Annotated in this window: 20 protein-coding genes; 8 read left to right on the forward strand and 12 right to left on the reverse strand. The window is 70.6% G+C overall.

The genetic code is table 11. From position 1 onward, the window contains the following. Positions 1–22 precede the first annotated feature (22 nt). The 4 genes from M1L36_RS08330 to M1L36_RS08345 all read right to left on the reverse strand — a co-directional run bounded on the left by M1L36_RS08330 (position 23) and on the right by M1L36_RS08345 (position 2,350). Complete coding sequence (locus M1L36_RS08330; RefSeq protein WP_250873245.1) at positions 23–193, reverse strand: hypothetical protein; 171 nt, start codon at positions 191–193, stop codon at positions 23–25. A gap of 2 nt (positions 194–195) precedes the next feature. After that, positions 196–825 carry an NADPH-dependent F420 reductase gene (locus M1L36_RS08335; RefSeq protein WP_250873246.1) on the reverse strand — a complete coding sequence of 210 codons (630 nt, stop codon included), beginning with the start codon at positions 823–825 and terminating at the stop codon, positions 196–198. Positions 826–992: 167 nt separating this feature from the next. After that, positions 993–1,808 (reverse strand): amidohydrolase family protein, encoded by an 816-nt coding sequence (locus M1L36_RS08340; protein WP_369694220.1) that lies wholly within the window; start codon positions 1,806–1,808, stop codon positions 993–995. A 95-nt stretch (positions 1,809–1,903) separates the two neighbouring features. Then, a complete protein-coding gene (locus M1L36_RS08345; protein WP_250873248.1) occupies positions 1,904–2,350 on the reverse strand; it encodes a methylated-DNA--[protein]-cysteine S-methyltransferase in 447 nt (148 codons plus the stop codon). Positions 2,351–2,461: 111 nt separating this feature from the next. Between M1L36_RS08345 and M1L36_RS08350 the strand changes: the two genes are divergently transcribed. The 3 genes from M1L36_RS08350 to M1L36_RS08360 all read left to right on the forward strand — a co-directional run bounded on the left by M1L36_RS08350 (position 2,462) and on the right by M1L36_RS08360 (position 3,984). Beyond that, the gene (locus M1L36_RS08350; protein ID WP_250873249.1) at positions 2,462–2,887 is read left to right on the forward strand and encodes an HIT family protein; all 426 of its coding nucleotides are present in this window, start codon (positions 2,462–2,464) and stop codon (positions 2,885–2,887) included. 67 nt (positions 2,888–2,954) lie between these two features. Beyond that, on the forward strand, positions 2,955–3,173 hold the full coding sequence (locus M1L36_RS08355; RefSeq protein WP_250873250.1) for a hypothetical protein: 219 nt from the start codon (positions 2,955–2,957) through the stop codon (positions 3,171–3,173). 49 nt (positions 3,174–3,222) lie between these two features. Next, entirely contained in the window at positions 3,223–3,984 is a 762-nt protein-coding gene (locus M1L36_RS08360) for a ParA family protein (protein ID WP_250873251.1), read from the forward strand. Between the two features lie 95 nt (positions 3,985–4,079). Here M1L36_RS08360 and M1L36_RS08365 read toward each other — a convergent pair whose 3' ends face one another. Further along, positions 4,080–4,592: a DUF7858 family protein gene (locus tag M1L36_RS08365; protein ID WP_250873252.1), complete on the reverse strand. Its 513-nt coding sequence runs from the start codon at positions 4,590–4,592 to the stop codon at positions 4,080–4,082. 179 nt (positions 4,593–4,771) lie between these two features. Here M1L36_RS08365 and M1L36_RS08370 point away from each other — a divergent pair, with 179 nt between their 5' ends. Then, positions 4,772–5,632 (forward strand): transcription initiation factor IIB, encoded by an 861-nt coding sequence (locus M1L36_RS08370; protein WP_250873253.1) that lies wholly within the window; start codon positions 4,772–4,774, stop codon positions 5,630–5,632. A gap of 90 nt (positions 5,633–5,722) precedes the next feature. Here the strand turns inward: M1L36_RS08370 and M1L36_RS08375 are convergent, their stop codons facing one another. The 6 genes from M1L36_RS08375 to M1L36_RS08400 all read right to left on the reverse strand — a co-directional run bounded on the left by M1L36_RS08375 (position 5,723) and on the right by M1L36_RS08400 (position 9,188). After that, positions 5,723–6,379 (reverse strand): nucleotide-binding protein, encoded by a 657-nt coding sequence (locus tag M1L36_RS08375; RefSeq protein WP_250873254.1) that lies wholly within the window; start codon positions 6,377–6,379, stop codon positions 5,723–5,725. Continuing rightward, positions 6,376–7,212, reverse strand: coding sequence for a DUF7857 domain-containing protein (locus M1L36_RS08380; RefSeq protein WP_250873255.1), 837 nt, complete (start codon positions 7,210–7,212; stop codon positions 6,376–6,378). The genes M1L36_RS08375 and M1L36_RS08380 overlap by 4 nt, the downstream gene beginning before the upstream one ends. An 85-nt stretch (positions 7,213–7,297) precedes the next feature. Continuing rightward, positions 7,298–8,104 carry a DUF7856 family protein gene (locus M1L36_RS08385; protein ID WP_250873256.1) on the reverse strand — a complete coding sequence of 269 codons (807 nt, stop codon included), beginning with the start codon at positions 8,102–8,104 and terminating at the stop codon, positions 7,298–7,300. 1 nt (position 8,105) lies between these two features. Further along, positions 8,106–8,444: a DUF7855 family protein gene (locus tag M1L36_RS08390; RefSeq protein WP_250873257.1), complete on the reverse strand. Its 339-nt coding sequence runs from the start codon at positions 8,442–8,444 to the stop codon at positions 8,106–8,108. A gap of 89 nt (positions 8,445–8,533) precedes the next feature. Then, entirely contained in the window at positions 8,534–8,806 is a 273-nt protein-coding gene (locus M1L36_RS08395; protein WP_250873258.1) for a DUF7854 family protein, read from the reverse strand. Positions 8,807–8,885: 79 nt separating this feature from the next. Continuing rightward, positions 8,886–9,188 carry a DUF7968 family protein gene (locus tag M1L36_RS08400; RefSeq protein ID WP_250873259.1) on the reverse strand — a complete coding sequence of 101 codons (303 nt, stop codon included), beginning with the start codon at positions 9,186–9,188 and terminating at the stop codon, positions 8,886–8,888. 106 nt (positions 9,189–9,294) lie between these two features. On the opposite strand from M1L36_RS08400, the gene M1L36_RS08405 reads away from it, so the two are divergent. Next, positions 9,295–10,062 carry an SDR family oxidoreductase gene (locus M1L36_RS08405; protein ID WP_250873260.1) on the forward strand — a complete coding sequence of 256 codons (768 nt, stop codon included), beginning with the start codon at positions 9,295–9,297 and terminating at the stop codon, positions 10,060–10,062. 46 nt (positions 10,063–10,108) lie between these two features. After that, positions 10,109–10,738 carry an arsinothricin resistance N-acetyltransferase ArsN1 family B gene (locus tag M1L36_RS08410; RefSeq protein WP_250873261.1) on the forward strand — a complete coding sequence of 210 codons (630 nt, stop codon included), beginning with the start codon at positions 10,109–10,111 and terminating at the stop codon, positions 10,736–10,738. 11 nt (positions 10,739–10,749) lie between these two features. On the opposite strand, the gene M1L36_RS08415 is transcribed toward M1L36_RS08410, so the two are convergent. Further along, positions 10,750–12,846: a minichromosome maintenance protein MCM gene (locus tag M1L36_RS08415; protein ID WP_250873262.1), complete on the reverse strand. Its 2,097-nt coding sequence runs from the start codon at positions 12,844–12,846 to the stop codon at positions 10,750–10,752. 138 nt (positions 12,847–12,984) lie between these two features. Here M1L36_RS08415 and M1L36_RS08420 point away from each other — a divergent pair, with 138 nt between their 5' ends. Both M1L36_RS08420 and M1L36_RS08425 read left to right on the forward strand, forming a co-directional pair. Beyond that, complete coding sequence (locus M1L36_RS08420; RefSeq protein WP_250873263.1) at positions 12,985–13,782, forward strand: hypothetical protein; 798 nt, start codon at positions 12,985–12,987, stop codon at positions 13,780–13,782. Between the two features lie 63 nt (positions 13,783–13,845). Continuing rightward, positions 13,846–14,328: a hypothetical protein gene (locus tag M1L36_RS08425; protein WP_250873264.1), complete on the forward strand. Its 483-nt coding sequence runs from the start codon at positions 13,846–13,848 to the stop codon at positions 14,326–14,328. Positions 14,329–14,333 lie beyond the last annotated feature (5 nt).

A 14,333-nucleotide genomic window follows, 5' to 3' on the forward strand; every position in this document is an offset into this window, starting at 1 on the left:
CGCACCACGGCCGACTCGCGACTCACTCCGAACGTGGAGTCCCTGCCTCCGGGGTGTCGACGGCGTCGGTCGGTCGGCGCTCGCGTTCGGCGAGCACCGCGAGGACGACCACGCGGTCGAAGAACAGTTCGAGCCACGTCGCGTGCCGGCCGCCTTCGGTTTCGCCCGAGAGGAACGGGATAGCGGTCGCCACGGTCAGCCTCCGTCCCCGACGCCGAGCAGTCGGAAGCCGACGTCACGCCCGTAGGTCCCGGCGAGTGCCACCCACAGCGCCGCGAGTGCTTCGAGATGCCGTGCGGTCTCGAGCCCGCCCACTGCGACGACGTCGAACCCCAGTCCAGCGGCGAGGTCGCTCGCGGCCGCGACGCCCGCGTCGTCGCCACAGACGAACATCGTCGCCGTCCCGTCGGGGAACGTCGGGTCGGTGAAGCGGTTCGCGCCGATGGTGTTGAACGCCTTCGCGACGTGGGCCGCCGGCGCGGCGGCCGCGACGGCTTCGGCGACCGACTCCTCGTCACCGTCGAATCGGTTCGTGCAGTCGATCAGCGGCTTCCCGGCGACGGTGGCCGCGAGGTCGCCGGCCACGCTCGCGGCGACCGGACCGGGGACCGCGAGCAGGACGACGTCCGCCCACGCGGTCGCCTCGGACGGCGTGGCGGCGGTCGCACCGACGTCGTCGAGCACTCCCCGGAGGGAAGGGTCGTCGGGTGTCCGTGACCCGAACCGAACCTCGTGGTCGGCGGCCAGCCCCCGTGCGAGTGCCCGTCCGACGCTCCCGGTACCGACGACGGCGACGCGGGCACCCGTGGTCGTCACTCCGTCCACCTCCGCACCTCCTCGAACGGCGGCCGTAGCGGTCGCCTCTCGGCCGCTCCGTCGTTCGGGGAGTACCCGTGGCTCGTGGTATCGTTAGACATACTACCGGCAGGGAGGCTTTCGAGGCGGATAACGATGTCTGGGGACTCCCTCGTCGCGCCGAGCGTCCCGACCATCTAGCGCTCGCCGAGGAACCGTTCGGCGGTGTCGTGGAACAGGTCGCGGTAGACGTCGTCCGCGAGGTCACGCGAGAGCAGGTGCTCGCGCTCGCTGACGTAGCTGTGGGGAATGTTCGGGTAGTCGGAGCCGTAGAGGATGCGTTCGCTGTGGCGCTCGAACACGCTGTCGGGAACACTGGCGGGGTCGAACGCCATCGCCTCGCCGACGGCGCTCGACATGGCGAAGCAGGTGTCGAGGAAGGCGTTGTCGTGGTCGGCGAGGACGTCGACGAACGCCTCCCACTCGAACGTCCCCATGTGTGCACAGCACGCCCGCACGTCGGGGTACGACTCGACGACCGTTCGGAACTTCTCGACGCCGACGTAGGGGCTGTCCTCGAACAGCGGCGCGGTGCCGGCGTGAAAGAGGACCGGTCGGTCGTGTTCCGCCGCGAGTTCGTAGGCGGGGTCGAGTCGCGGGTCGTCGGGCGCGAGTTCCTGGACGGGACACTGGAACTTCAGGCCGCGTGCGCCCGCCTCGAACGCCTCGTTCACCACGGCTCCGACGTCGTCCTCGCCGTGGACGGTGGCGAACGGGACGACCATCTCGGAGGTCTCGGCACGCTCGGCGACCCACGCGTTCAACTCGCGGGCGATGCCGGGTTTGTGGGCGTACGGCAGCGCACAGTAGCGTTCGACGCCCGCCGCCCGGAGCGCGCGCTCCATCTCGCCCTGCGTGCTCGGGTGGGGGAACGACCACCCCGCGTCGTCGGTCAGCGCCCCCCTGATGGCCGCGATGAGGCGTTCGGGCATGAGGTGGACGTGGCAGTCGATGGCGGGGACGAACCGCCCGTCCGGCGTTCGGTCGGTCGCCGTCGCGTCGCCCGCGTCCCGTTCGGTCGCATCGTGGTCCCCGCCCTCGTCGGCGTTCACGGCGTCTCGACCCCCTCGTGGTCGAGCAGTCGTCGCTTCGTCGCCAGTCCACCCGACGCGGAGTACCCTCCGAGACTCCCGTCGGCGGCGACGACCCGATGACACGGGACGACCAGCGGCAGCGGGTTGCGACCGCACGCGCCGCCGACGGCGACGGGCGCGGTGTCGAGGTCGGCCGCGAGGTCGCCGTAGGTACGGGTCTCGCCGAACGGGATGGCGCTCATCGCCCGCATCACGCGTCCCGTGAAGTCGTCGGGGTAGGCGACGGCGCAGTCGAACGTCTCACGCTCCCCGCGTTCGTACCCCTCGACCTGCTCGCGGAGGTCCTCCGCCGAGCAGTCCAGTCGAGTTACGTCGAGGTCGAACGTCGCGCCGAACGCCTCGACGGTGACGGTCCCCGTGTCGGCTCCTGACTCCGTCGGCTCCGGCGTCTGAGATGCCATACCTCGACTCGGGGCGAGCGGGGCCTAAACTCCTCGCCCGGCGACGGTCCCGCGCGGCGAGGTCCCGTCACCCCCGCTACGCTTTTGCCCGCCGCGGGCGAGGCACGCGCCATGAGCGAGGACTGCATCTTCTGTTCGATCGTCGCCGGCGACATCCCGAGTCGGACCGTCCACGAGGACGAGCACACGTTCGCGTTCCTCGACGTGAACCCGCTGGCCCGTGGCCACGCGCTCGTCATCCCCAAGCAGCACTACGAGACCGTCGCGGACATGCCCGCCGAGGTCCGGGAGGCGGTGTTCACGGCGGCGGGCGAACTCACCCCCGCCATCGAGGGGGCCGTCGACGCCGACGCGACCACCCTCGGGATGAACAACGGCGCGGCGTCGGGCCAGGAGGTACCCCACGCGCACATCCACGTCGTCCCCCGCTTCGACGACGACGGCGTCGGACCACTACACGCGCTCGACTGGACGCGTCCGGACCTTGACGACACCGAACTGGACGCCATCGCGAACGACATCCGCGACGGCCGGTAGGTGGGAACGGCCCCGCCGGTCACCGCTCGACGCCACAGTCTATTGCGCTGGAACCGCTGGGTCACCCATGGGCGACCCGAACGCCAAAGCCGCGACCCGCGCGGCGCTCGGCGACCGCCTGCGCAACGGACTGGCGCTCGCTATCGTCACGCTGGCGGCGTTCGTCGCGTTCGTCGCGGTGCCCGACGAGCGCCTCCAGTACGCCGCCGCGCTCGTCGCGTTCACCGTCTGGATGGCGTGGTTCGTCGCCGCGGCGGTCGACTGGCTGAGCCGCGCGGACTTCTGATTCGTCCGTCATCCCGACATTTTTGTTCGAGAAGGAGTCGACGTGAGATATGACCACTCTCAGTCTCGTCGGCGCGGTCGGCGGTGCCGGCACGACCCGCACGACGCTCGAACTCGCCGGCGTGCTCGCGCGTGCCGGCCGCGAGGTGTGTGTCCTCGACGCGGCGTACGCGACGCAAGGGCTCGCCGACTACGTGCCAGGCCGCATCGACACCGACGTCACCGCGCTCTGTGCCGACGGTACGACCGAGGACCTGACCGACGCGCCGGCGCTCGCGACCGGCCTCCTCGACCTCGACGGCGGGGCGGACGCCGGCCGACTCGCCGTCTGTCCCGCCCGTGCCCCGTTCGAGCGACTGGCCCGCGCGAAGACGCCCGAGGCCGCCCAGCGGTTCGGAGCGCTCGTCGAGACGGCCGCCGAGTCGTTCGACCACGTGCTCGTCGACGTCCCGCCCGTCGCCGCCAACCAGGCCGTCGCGGCCGTGACGACCACCGACCGGGTCGCGCTCGTCGCTCCCGACACAGCCCGAGGCCACGACGGCCTCGCTCGCCAGCACGACCGTCTCGCGGACGTGGGCGCACCTGCACCCGAGACGGTACTGACGTTCGGGGAGACTGCGGACTCGGACGACGGCGCGGTAGCGATTCCGGAGTGCGAGGTGGCCGCCCCGGCCGACGTGCCGGTCACCACCGACGGCGACGGCCCGTTCGTCGCGAGCGTCGCCGCCGCGTGCGAGACGCTGCTCGACGAATCGCTCGACCTCGACACGGACGGCGGCGGCGTGTTCGACCGCCTCGGCGTCGGAACCTGAGGCTCCCGGCGGTCTCGACGTGGTAGAACGGGACTCGTCGGCGGAGGTCCGTCGAGTCACTCAGTCGTGACCCGACGGCGTGTTGCTGACCGCCGTCAGCGGAGGTCCGTCGAGTCACTCATCGTCTCGCCCAACAGTTCTCGTTTCTCGACGGCGGCGTCGCCGCTGGGCGACAGTGCCCCTTCGAGCGCCTCGCGCGCCTCGGCCAGCGGGTCGTGGGTCTCGACGTACGCCGCCAGCGCGAACTCGGTCTCGCTCGCGCCCGTGAGCGCCAGCGCGTCCGCCCGCGGCAGCGTCGCGTCCAGCCAGTCACGCACCATCTCGCGGCCGGTCGGCCCGAGCGGCGACACCGACTCCCCGAGCAGGTGGAGCGTCTTCGCGCCCGTCATCGGCGGCAGTCCCGCCGCGCGGGCGCTCGTCCCGACGCTCTCGCCGCCCGCGTACGTCTCGACGACGGTCGCCGCGTCCTCGGGAGCACACGGCAGGTCGTCGGCGAACGGTACGAGTCGCTCGGCGAGCGACGCGTCGGTGGCGTCGACGGTGGCGACGCCGCGCGTCCGCTGCTCGCTGGTCACCTCCAGTCCGGCCGCGATGTCGGCCAGTCCCATGGTGAGGTCTGACGCCTCCTCCGGTTTAGTTCTTGTCTCTGCTCGTGAGAGTGTCCGAAAACGGAACGACGCACGCGAGGAGGACGTGTCGGTAACCGACACGTGGGAGCGGCGCTGTACGGTCGGAATTCGGGACTTCCCGGTACGCTTTAATATGGGCTCGGGACCGAGTTTCTGATATGAGCACGACAGCACGGAGTTGTCCGGAGTGCAGTGGTCGACTACAGCGCGAACAGTGCGAGACGGTCTGTGGCGAGTGCGGGTTGGTCGTCGGCGAGGACGCAATCGACCGCGGCCCAGAGTGGCGCTCGTTCGCGGACGACGACACCGACCCCGCCCGCACGGGTGCGCCGCTGACCCGTTCGCGCCACGACCGCGGTCTGTCGACGGAGATCGGCTACTCCTCGCGGCTGAAGGGGCGCAAACGCCGGCGGGTCGCTCGGATGCGTCGCCAGCACAACCGCGCGCAGATCTCCTCGAAGGCAGAGCGCAACAAGGTGTACGCGTTCACCGAGATTCGCCGGCTCACCGACCGACTCCGCCTCCCCGACTCGATTCGGGACCGCGCGTGCGTGCTGTTCGAGTCGGGGCAGGACGCCGACCTGCTGCCGGGCCGGTCGCTCGAAGGGTTCGCCGCGGCCGCCGTCTACGCGACCTGCCGCGCCGACGACCTCTCGCGGACCGTCGAGGAGGTCGTCGCCGACGCGAAGGCGACCCGCGCCGAACTCCAGGCGGCATACGACGCGCTCAACCGCGAACTCGGCCTGCCGACCGGCCCCATCGACCCCGCGGAGTACCTCGCGCGGTTCGCCAGCGACCTCGACCTCCCGCGCGAGGTCGAACGCGACGCCCGCGAGCACCTCGACACGCTCGGCACGGCGTTCGTCACCGGTCGGAACCCCGGCGGCGTCGCCGCTGGCTGTCTCTACACCGCGGCCCACCAGCGGAGCTACCCGCTCACACAGGCAGAGGCAGCCGACGCTGGGGGCGTGACGCCCGTCACGCTCCGAACGACGTACGTCGAACTGACCGAGGAGTGATGCCACGCTCTGACCGAGGAGTGACGCCACGCTCTGACCGTGGGGTGACGCCACGTTCGAGGCCGCACTGACACGGGCGAGAACGAGCCCTCACCGCGAGACCGACCGGACGCGACCCGCGAGTTCGCAGAACGCTTCTCCCGCATCGCACTCGACCCGTCCAGCCGGCAGGCCGTTCGCCATCCCCCGCGCGACGGCCGCCCGTTCGGGAACGGCGACGACCGGCGCGCCGAACGTCCGGGCGACGCGGTCGGTCGGCGGTGTCTCTCCCGAGCGGTTGAGCGCGACGGCGACGAGGCCGGCGTCGAGTTCCCGGGCCAGCGCCCGCGCCCGCACCGCGTCGGCCAGCGCCACCTCGTCGGGCGTCGTCACGAGTACCGACGCCTCGGCGACGAGCAACGGCAGGCCCACGTCGCTGCCCAGGCCCGCCGGACAGTCGAGGACGACCGTTCCGTAGTGGCGCTCGACGGCCTCGACGGCGGCGACCAGGCGACGCGGGTCGGTCGCTCGCGCGCCGGCCAGCGACCGCCCGCACGGGAGGATGTCGACCGGGCCGCCCTCGCGGACCGCCTCGACGGCCGCCGCGCGGCCCGCCAGCACGTCGTGGAGGTCCGGGCCGCGACCGGCCGGCAGGTCGGCCATACCGAGGTCGGCGTCGACGACGACGGCGTCGAGTGCCGCCCCGAGGTTGTACGCGACGGTCGACTTCCCGACCCCACCTTTCCCGCCGGTGACGGCGAGTATCACGGCTCCTCGCCCCCGGTTCGAACCAGGGTCTCGGTCGGAACGTCGACCCGCTCGGCGCGCTCGCGCAGACGCTCTACACGCTCGGCTAGCGCCCGGAGTCGCTCGCGGTCGGCGGTCAGTGCCTCGTCGAGCGCCCGCACTCCCGCGAGTCCGCCAGCCTCGGCGACGGCCGCGCCCGCTTCGTCGAGGGTCGTCGCACTCGCGAGTCGTTCGGCGAGCGCGAGTCGTCGGTCGAGCGCCGCGAACTCGTCACCGACGACCGATTCGTCATCGACGACCGATTCGTCGCCGGCCGACCTTCGCTCGCCGTCGTCCTCTCGGCCCGCGTCGCTCGACGCCGGGTCGTGGCTGGGAGGGCCGACGTCCGGCGTGCCGTGGTCCGGCTCCGTCGCCTCGCATTCGTCGTCCTCGTCACACTCGTGGTCGCCGGGTCGTCGTGACCGCGTCGTCTCCTCGGCCGCCGGAATCGCGTCGCGCGGCGGGCGTGGGTCCGACAGGTCGCGGACGACGGCGTCGAGGGACGCATCGACGCTCGGGACCTCGGGGTGGGTCTCGAACGTCGGGTCGTCGTCGGGCGGACCACGCCACGCGACGCGGACCGGCGGGTCGTCGGGCGTGTCGGAGACCGCGAACCCGAGACCGAGCGTGCCGTCGACGACGCCGCTGTACCCCCGTTCGTCCCACCCGGCGTCGGGGACGCCGTCGGTCCGGGGTGGGAGCACCGTCGCCTCGCCGGTCGGCTCGACGCGGACCTGGCGAGGGCGGTCGGTCGCGAGTCGAATTTCGACGAGCGTCCGCTCGCCACAGCGACGGGTCGTCCACTCCGCGTTCATGGCGGGGATGGTCGCCTGTTCGGTGATAAACTCCGGGCGTCGGAGTGGCGACGAGCGCCGACGCGGCGACGTTCGTCGTCGCGAGCTACAGTCGGAGGACGGGGGTACCGAGCCAGTCGGCCGCGGCGCGGGCGTCGGCGAACCGCTCGCAGTCGAGGACGACGGGTGCGTCCGGGTCGCCGACGCGGTACAGCGCGAGCGCGGTCGTCACCGGCGGCGCGTCGAACGCGTCGTCGTGGGCGTCCGTCCCGTCGAGCGACGTCACGGCCGCGCGGAACTCGGGAGCGACGCGCTCGACGAGGTGTCGCCGGGCGGCCCGTTCGAGGTTGGCGAGGCGGTCGTCGAGGCGACGGCGTTCCTCGCGGGCGTCCCGGTGGTCGCGTCGACGGTCGCGAGCGTGGTCGAGCGCCTGCCGGGCGGCGACGCCGGTGGTCTCCCGCTCGGTGAGGTCGGCGAGCGCTCTCGACAGCTCCGTCTCCGCGTCGCTCGGGTCGCCGTCGCCCTCTCGGAGCGCCCGGACTCGCCCCTGGAGACGCGCGACCCGCTCGCGAAGTCGGTCGACGTCCGCGCCCGTCTCGGCGACCCGTTCGCGGAGCGGCGCGGTGTCGACACGCTCGGCGTCCAGGTCGTCGAGGCGAGCACGGAGCCGCCGGACCTCGTCGTCCTGTGGGGCCGCCAGCCCCCGCGACCGGGCCGCGACGGCGAGCGCGGTCCGGACGCGAACGGTGCCGTCGGGGGCGACGACGCCGACACGGTCGGCCAGCGCGCCGGGGGCGGGGCAGTCCAGCCAGTCACACTCGCCGCGGACGGCTGCGAGCGCCTCGGCACGCCCGACGCGCCCCCCGAGGTCTGCGGCGTCGGTCTCCCGTGGTTCGACCAGTGCGACTCTCATCTCACAGCTCCTCGCCGACCATCGACTCGGGGTCGGGGTAGCCGTTCGCGTCGGCGAACGCCGTGTACGGGAGGCTCGCCTGCTCGCGATCCTCGTAGGCGCTGGCGGCCTCCCTGACGGCCTCGGGGACCGTCTCGAACTCGTTGAACGGTTCGACGCGTTCGACGCCGACGTCGCCGGGGTGTTTCGCCCGCAACCGGAGTGCGAGGAACGCCCCGAGTTCGGTGAACTCGAACAGCGCGACGCGTCCGAACCGCCGGACGACGCTCTCCTCGTGGCTCCGGTGGACGTTCCGGAGCGACGTCCGCGCGGCCCGGGAGTACGCGACGACGAGCAACACGCGCGGCGTTCACGACTCGCCGCACTAAAATGATGTGTTGTCGACAGCTGAAATCGCGGGACGTCGGTGTGGGACGTCGGGCCGCCGGCTCACTCGACGCGGTCGACGCTCACCGCGTCGCGGGTCACGTCGGCGAGGTCGGCGACGCGTTCGCGGGCCTCCGACGGCGAGGAGGCGAGGACGACCACGCCGTCGGCGGCCCCGTCGCCGCTGGCACGGTAGGCGTCCTGCTCGGCGAACTCCGTGGCGTACGTTCGGAGGACGCCCCGGACGCGGCGCTCCATCGACGCGAGGTCGCACTCTCCGGCCTCGAACTCGCTCAACGCCTCCTCGACGTTCCGAAGCGCCGAAATCCGGTCCATCGACCGACGCTCACGCCCGGCGCACCAAAAGCGCTTCCCGTCGCGGTGGTCGCGTCGTCGTAGTAGCGGCCGCGCCGCGCTACGACGGCCCGGCCCGACTCTGGACCGCCCAGCCGCCCTCGAAGTCACAGCCCGTGCGTTCGACGTACTCGATGTCGGTCTCACGGGTCACCGCGCCGCTGCCCTCGACGTTCTCGACGACGAACGGGATGTGCAGGGCGTCGCCACAGCAGCCGACGTCGGCGAACTCCTCGAACCGGTCGCCCTCCTCGAACGTCTCGTGGGTGCGTCTGAGCCACGCGAGGAAGTGGGTCGTCGATATCTGCTGCCGGCCCCACGTGCTCAACTCGTCGGGGTGTGACAGCACGACGCGAGTTATCATGGGGTGGCGTAGACGGCCGGTACGGTTAGCCCTTCGGCCGTCGGGCGACACCGGCAATCGCCCCCGCCTCGCCCGGCGTTTTCCGTCCGACGCCCCTCCGTCGGGTATGGTCGACGTCTCACCGACGGACCTCACGGACCGCGTCGCAATCGTCACCGGTGCCTCCTCGGGTATCGGCGAGGCCACCGCCCGGACGCTGGCGAACGAGGGGGCGAGCGTCGTACTGGCCGCCCGGCGCGAGGACGAACTCCAGTCGCTCGCCGACGACATCGAGTCCGAGGGCGGCGACGCGCTCGTCGTCCCCACGGATGTGGCCGAGGAAGAACAGACCCAGCGCCTCGTCGACGCGACGGTCGACGAGTACGACCGACTCGACGTCCTCGTCAACAACGCGGGCGTGATGCTCAACGAGCCGTTCCAGCGCTCCGACGTCGAGCACTACGAGACGATGGTCGAGGTGAACCTGCTGGGGCTGATGAAGGCCACCCGGTTCGCCGTCCCGGTGATGCAGGAGACGGGCGACGGGCGGGGCCACGTCGTCCAGATGTCCTCCGTCGCGGGTCGCCACGCGTACAAGAGCCACGCGGCGTACAACGGCACGAAGTTCGGCGTCAACGGCTTCACCGAGTCCCTCCGGAAGGACACCTGCGGCGACGGCATCCGTACCACGCTCGTCGAACCGGGCGCGGTCGACACCGAACTCCAACAGCACATCCCCGACGAGGAGGAGAAGGAGGGCACCGAGGAGATGCTGGCGTCGATGGACGCGCTCGCTCCCGACGACATCGCCGCCGGCGTCACCTACGCCGTCACCCAACCCGCGAACGTCTCCATCAACGAACTGCTCATCCGCCCGACCGAACAGGAGATGTAGCCTCGGCCGCCGGCACAAGTTTCTCCGCTCGGGCGGTGCGTTCGGTATGCCGCCCCGTTCGATTCGACTCGCTAGCCCCACAGACGCGACTGCGATACAGCGCATCTACGAACCGTACGTCGCGGAGACGGCCGTCTCGTTCGAACGTGATCCACCATCCGTCACGGAGATGGCCGACCACATCGACGCGACCCTCCCCGACCACCCCTGGCTGGTCGCCGAAGTCGACGGCGAGGTCGTCGGCTACGCGTACGCCGGCCCGTTCCGCTCCCGGCCGGCCTACCGCTGGGCCGTCGAGTGCTCGGTGTACGTCGCCCCCGACGCTCACCGTTGCGGCGTCGGGCGGGTACTCTACGGCGCGCTGTTCGCTCTCCTGGACCAGCAGGGCTACCGGACCGCGTACGCGGGGATGACCGTCCCGAACGAAGCGAGCGCGGGCCTCCACGAGGCGCTGGGGTTCACGCCCGTCGGGACGTTCGAACACGCCGGCTACAAGCAGGATGCGTGGCACGACGTCCAGTGGTGGCAACGACCGGTCGGTGAGACCCCCGCCGACGCCGACGACCCCCCAGCGGAGCCACGGCCGCTCTCCGACCTCGACGAGGACGCACTCTCGGTGTCGCTGGCGGTCGACGCGGTCGACGCGGTCGACGGCTCGGCGGGCGAGGAGGAGTAGTCGGCCGCCGTTCAGACCGTCCGCAGGTGGTCCTGACTCGGTTCGTAGACGTCGCCCTGGCGACGCAGTTTCTCGATCTCGTGTTCGGCCTTCGAGCGTTCGATACCCGCCGCCTCGGCCTGGTCGAGCACCTCGTCGACGGGTGCGCCGTCGTCGTACTCCGCCTCCACGTCGCGGATGATGTCCTTGATGGAGCGCACGCGGTCGCGCTGGGTCTTCGAGCGGCCCGTCTCGACGATGTCGGCGTCGAACTCGCCGGTTTCGGGGTCCATCCCGATGTCCTCCAGCGACGAGCGGACGATGTCGATGACGCGCTCGGCGTCCTCGACCTCCACGCGGTCCGAGAGGCGGACGCGAGCGGACGCTTCGGCGAGACGGACCAGCCCTTCGAGTTTCCGGGCGGTGACGGGCACCGGCGAGTCGCCGTCGGTCCCCTGCGAGCGCAGGTCGACGTAGAACTGCTCGATCTCGTCTTTGGCCTCGTCGGTCAGTACGGGGAAGCAGGTACGCTTCGAGTACGCGATGTACTTCCGGAGGAAGTCGGCGTCGATGGCCGGTTCGACCGTCTCGGTTATCTTCTCGACCTCGTCGTCGGAGTAGTTCGACGTGGCGTTCTCGGTGCGGTGGGTGTGGAGTTCGCCCGCGTAGTTCGTCGTGAGGATGTGGTCGGCGAGGTCGCGGTCGCGGTCGGCGTCCGGCTTGTCCGTGATGGTGAAGATGAGGTCGAACCGCGAGATGAGCGCCGGTTCGAGTTCGATCTGCTCGGCGATGGGTTCGTACTCGTCGAACCGTCCGTACTTCGGGTTGGCCGCGCCGAGCAGCGAACAGCGCGACTTGAGAGTGGCGTTGATACCCGCCTTCGAGATGGAGATGGACTGCTGTTCGAGCGCCTCGTGCATCGCGCTGCGGTCCTCGGGGCGCATCTTGTCGAGTTCGTCCACCGCCGCGATGCCCTGGTCGGCGAGCACGAGCGCGCCGGCTTCGAGCGACCACTGCTGACCCTCGCCGAAGTCGTCGCGGACGGCCGCGGCCGTGAGACCGGCGGAACTCGACCCCTTCCCGGAGGTGTAGACGGAGCGCGGCGCGATAGAGCGCACGTACTGGAGCAGTTGGGACTTCCCCGTACCGGGGTCACCGATGAGCAGCATGTGGAAGTCGCCACGAATCCGGGAGCCGTCGGGGAGGTGTTTGGTGACGCCCGAAAAGAGCTGGAGGATGATGGCGAGTTTCTCCTCTTCGTACCCCCAGATGGAGGGGGCCATCGACCCGATCATCTGCTCGTAGATGCTGTCGTCGTCCGACAGCGCCACGATCTTGCGCTTCTCCTCCTCGGTGATGTCCATCTCCTCGAACTGCTCGTCTTCGATCTCGACGGCGATTCCCTCCATGAACACGTCGAACATGGCCGACTTCTTCTGGTTCGACTCCTGCTGTTCGAGGTGGAGGATGCCGGTGACGCTGACGTGGTCGCCGGCGGTCACCTTCCCGGTGATGTCGTCCTCGATGTGGACGTCGATGTTCTGGGGTGTCTCCCCGCCTCGAAGCCCTTCGGGGGACTCCTGGACGCGGATCTTCTGCGCGTCGACGAACTCGGACTGGTCGAAGTTGATGCGGAACGGCCCCTGTCGTTCACAGCCGCCACACTCGTGGGGTTCCTGGAAGTCGCCGCCGGTCTGGGGGATGCGGGTGAGGGTGCCACAGCGCTGGCACTCGAAGGCCGCCTGCTGTATCTTCGGACGGACGTCGGTCGCCTTCCGGACGATGCCCTTCACGGCGATGAGTTGGCCGCGGTGGCGCGCCCGGATGTTCCGGATGTCCGTCGCGCGGTCGAGGTCGTGGATACGGACGTGGGCCTGTCCGAGCGAGACGTCGACCGGGAGGTCGTAGAGTCGCAGCGCCTCCTCGGCGTACTCCTGGAGCTGGCCGGGCTGGTTGCGGTACTGGTCGGCGAGGTCCTGGTCGAACCGGTAGAGGTCGTCGAAGGAGATGTAGAGCGAGCGCTGCTCGTTGGGGTACTTCCGCGCGAGTTCACCGATCTCGTTGCGGTAGTAGTTGCGGTAGAACTCCTCGAAGTCGTCGATGATGTCGGTGTTCTCCGCCTGTGCCATTACCGTCGATATCGCCTAACCGGACAAGAAGGTTCGCAAAGAGCGACCCGGAAGTGAACGTGAACCGGCGTGACCGACGCCGCCCCGGGATGTGGCTCCGTCGCACAGTTCTTCCTCGTTCGGCCCCTACTGAGCGTGATGGCTACGACCGACGCCCTCGCCGACGGCGTGCGCTACGTCCGGAACAGAGGGTTCGACGTCACCCGCTCGACCGACCGTGGCGAACCCGACGCGGTGGCGACGCCACGGACCGGTGCCCGCCTCAGCGACTCGCTGCCGCCAGACGACCGCCCGCTCGCTATCGAGCGTCTCGACGCCGACGCGGCCGGTCGCTCGTCGTCGAGCGGTGCCGCCGACCCGACGACCATCCTCGAACGCGTCGCCGGGGCCGCCCGCGAGGGGCGGCGCTGTCTGTTCGTCGCGACGCCCAGCGTCGCCAGCGCCGCTCACGACGTCCTGACCGACCCGCCGTTCGTCCGACGCGCGGCCGGCGACCATCGCGAGTTCTACCTGTCGCCCGACCGCGTCCGACTCGACGACGGTGGGCTCGCCGCGTGGCGCGCCTACCGCCCCGACTACCGCTGGGAGGAGGTGCCCGTCGGGCAGGGCAACGTCCGACTGGTGTGTTACGACGGCGAGCGAGTCGTCGCCCGTCTCGACTCGACGGAGACCCTCCGCAACCCGCCCGCGGACGTCTTCCCGTACTCCTACCGTCGCGCGGCGGACAAACGCCTCCACGTCACCGACGCGGCGGGGCAACTGCTGGGCGTCTACGGGAGCTACCGCGCGATGCGCCGGGCGGGGTTCGACCCCATCCCCGCACCGCTCGTCCCCGAACACGTCGTCGGCGACGTCGCCCTCGGCGATGCCTGGGCCATCGCCGTCGACGACGGCGAGCGCATCACCCGCGTCGTCACGCCCGGAACCGACGCCTGACGTCCGGTTTCGCGCCGACTGGTCGGCACGAAGACATATGCCGTGGGTCGTGGAAGCGCCGGTATGAACCGCCGAGCGTTCCTCCGTTCTGCCACCCCGCTCGCGCTGGTTGGACTCGCCGGTTGTAGTGGACTGGCCGCGTCTCCGAACGGTGCGGACTCCTCGTTCGTCGACGACTGGGACTGTGCGTTCACCGAGGGCGGCGACATGTGCCGACGGCTCGAACAGACCGAGGTCGACCACTTCGTCTACCTCGTCAGGGAGAACACGATTCGAATCGAGGGCTGTTACAGCTACGGCCCCTCGGACTGCGACGACCCGGCCGTCCTCGGCGTCGGGTACGACGCGGACGCCGACGAACTGGTCGCCCGGTTCGGCGCGAAAGACGGGAAGAACGCGGTCGAGGAGTACTTCCACCCGGGCTGCAACGGTGCCTCCGCTATCGTCGGGTACTCGATGACCGTCAGAACGACCGGCCTCCCGGAGACGGTTCGCGTCGTCGAAGCCGGGAGCGGCGAGGAGCGTTCGGCGACGTACCGACCCTGAGTCCT

The sequence above is a fragment of the Halomarina rubra genome (assembly GCF_023699475.1).
Lineage (GTDB): Archaea > Halobacteriota > Halobacteria > Halobacteriales > Haloarculaceae > Halomarina > Halomarina rubra.

What these genes read in the sequence shown, in the direction of transcription:
- M1L36_RS08420 (WP_250873263.1), top strand. Translation starts at nt 12,985, where the DNA reads ATGGCTACGACCGACGCCCTCGCCGACGGCGTGCGCTACGTCCGGAAC.
- M1L36_RS08370 (WP_250873253.1), top strand. Translation starts at nt 4,772, where the DNA reads ATGAGCACGACAGCACGGAGTTGTCCGGAGTGCAGTGGTCGACTACAG.
- M1L36_RS08410 (WP_250873261.1), top strand. Translation starts at nt 10,109, where the DNA reads ATGCCGCCCCGTTCGATTCGACTCGCTAGCCCCACAGACGCGACTGCG.
- M1L36_RS08380 (WP_250873255.1), bottom strand. Translation starts at nt 7,212, where the DNA reads ATGAACGCGGAGTGGACGACCCGTCGCTGTGGCGAGCGGACGCTCGTC.
- M1L36_RS08400 (WP_250873259.1), bottom strand. Translation starts at nt 9,188, where the DNA reads ATGATAACTCGCGTCGTGCTGTCACACCCCGACGAGTTGAGCACGTGG.
- M1L36_RS08405 (WP_250873260.1), top strand. Translation starts at nt 9,295, where the DNA reads ATGGTCGACGTCTCACCGACGGACCTCACGGACCGCGTCGCAATCGTC.
- M1L36_RS08425 (WP_250873264.1), top strand. Translation starts at nt 13,846, where the DNA reads ATGAACCGCCGAGCGTTCCTCCGTTCTGCCACCCCGCTCGCGCTGGTT.
- M1L36_RS08365 (WP_250873252.1), bottom strand. Translation starts at nt 4,592, where the DNA reads ATGGGACTGGCCGACATCGCGGCCGGACTGGAGGTGACCAGCGAGCAG.
- M1L36_RS08350 (WP_250873249.1), top strand. Translation starts at nt 2,462, where the DNA reads ATGAGCGAGGACTGCATCTTCTGTTCGATCGTCGCCGGCGACATCCCG.
- M1L36_RS08415 (WP_250873262.1), bottom strand. Translation starts at nt 12,846, where the DNA reads ATGGCACAGGCGGAGAACACCGACATCATCGACGACTTCGAGGAGTTC.
- M1L36_RS08360 (WP_250873251.1), top strand. Translation starts at nt 3,223, where the DNA reads ATGACCACTCTCAGTCTCGTCGGCGCGGTCGGCGGTGCCGGCACGACC.
- M1L36_RS08385 (WP_250873256.1), bottom strand. Translation starts at nt 8,104, where the DNA reads ATGAGAGTCGCACTGGTCGAACCACGGGAGACCGACGCCGCAGACCTC.
- M1L36_RS08345 (WP_250873248.1), bottom strand. Translation starts at nt 2,350, where the DNA reads ATGGCATCTCAGACGCCGGAGCCGACGGAGTCAGGAGCCGACACGGGG.
- M1L36_RS08395 (WP_250873258.1), bottom strand. Translation starts at nt 8,806, where the DNA reads ATGGACCGGATTTCGGCGCTTCGGAACGTCGAGGAGGCGTTGAGCGAG.
- M1L36_RS08355 (WP_250873250.1), top strand. Translation starts at nt 2,955, where the DNA reads ATGGGCGACCCGAACGCCAAAGCCGCGACCCGCGCGGCGCTCGGCGAC.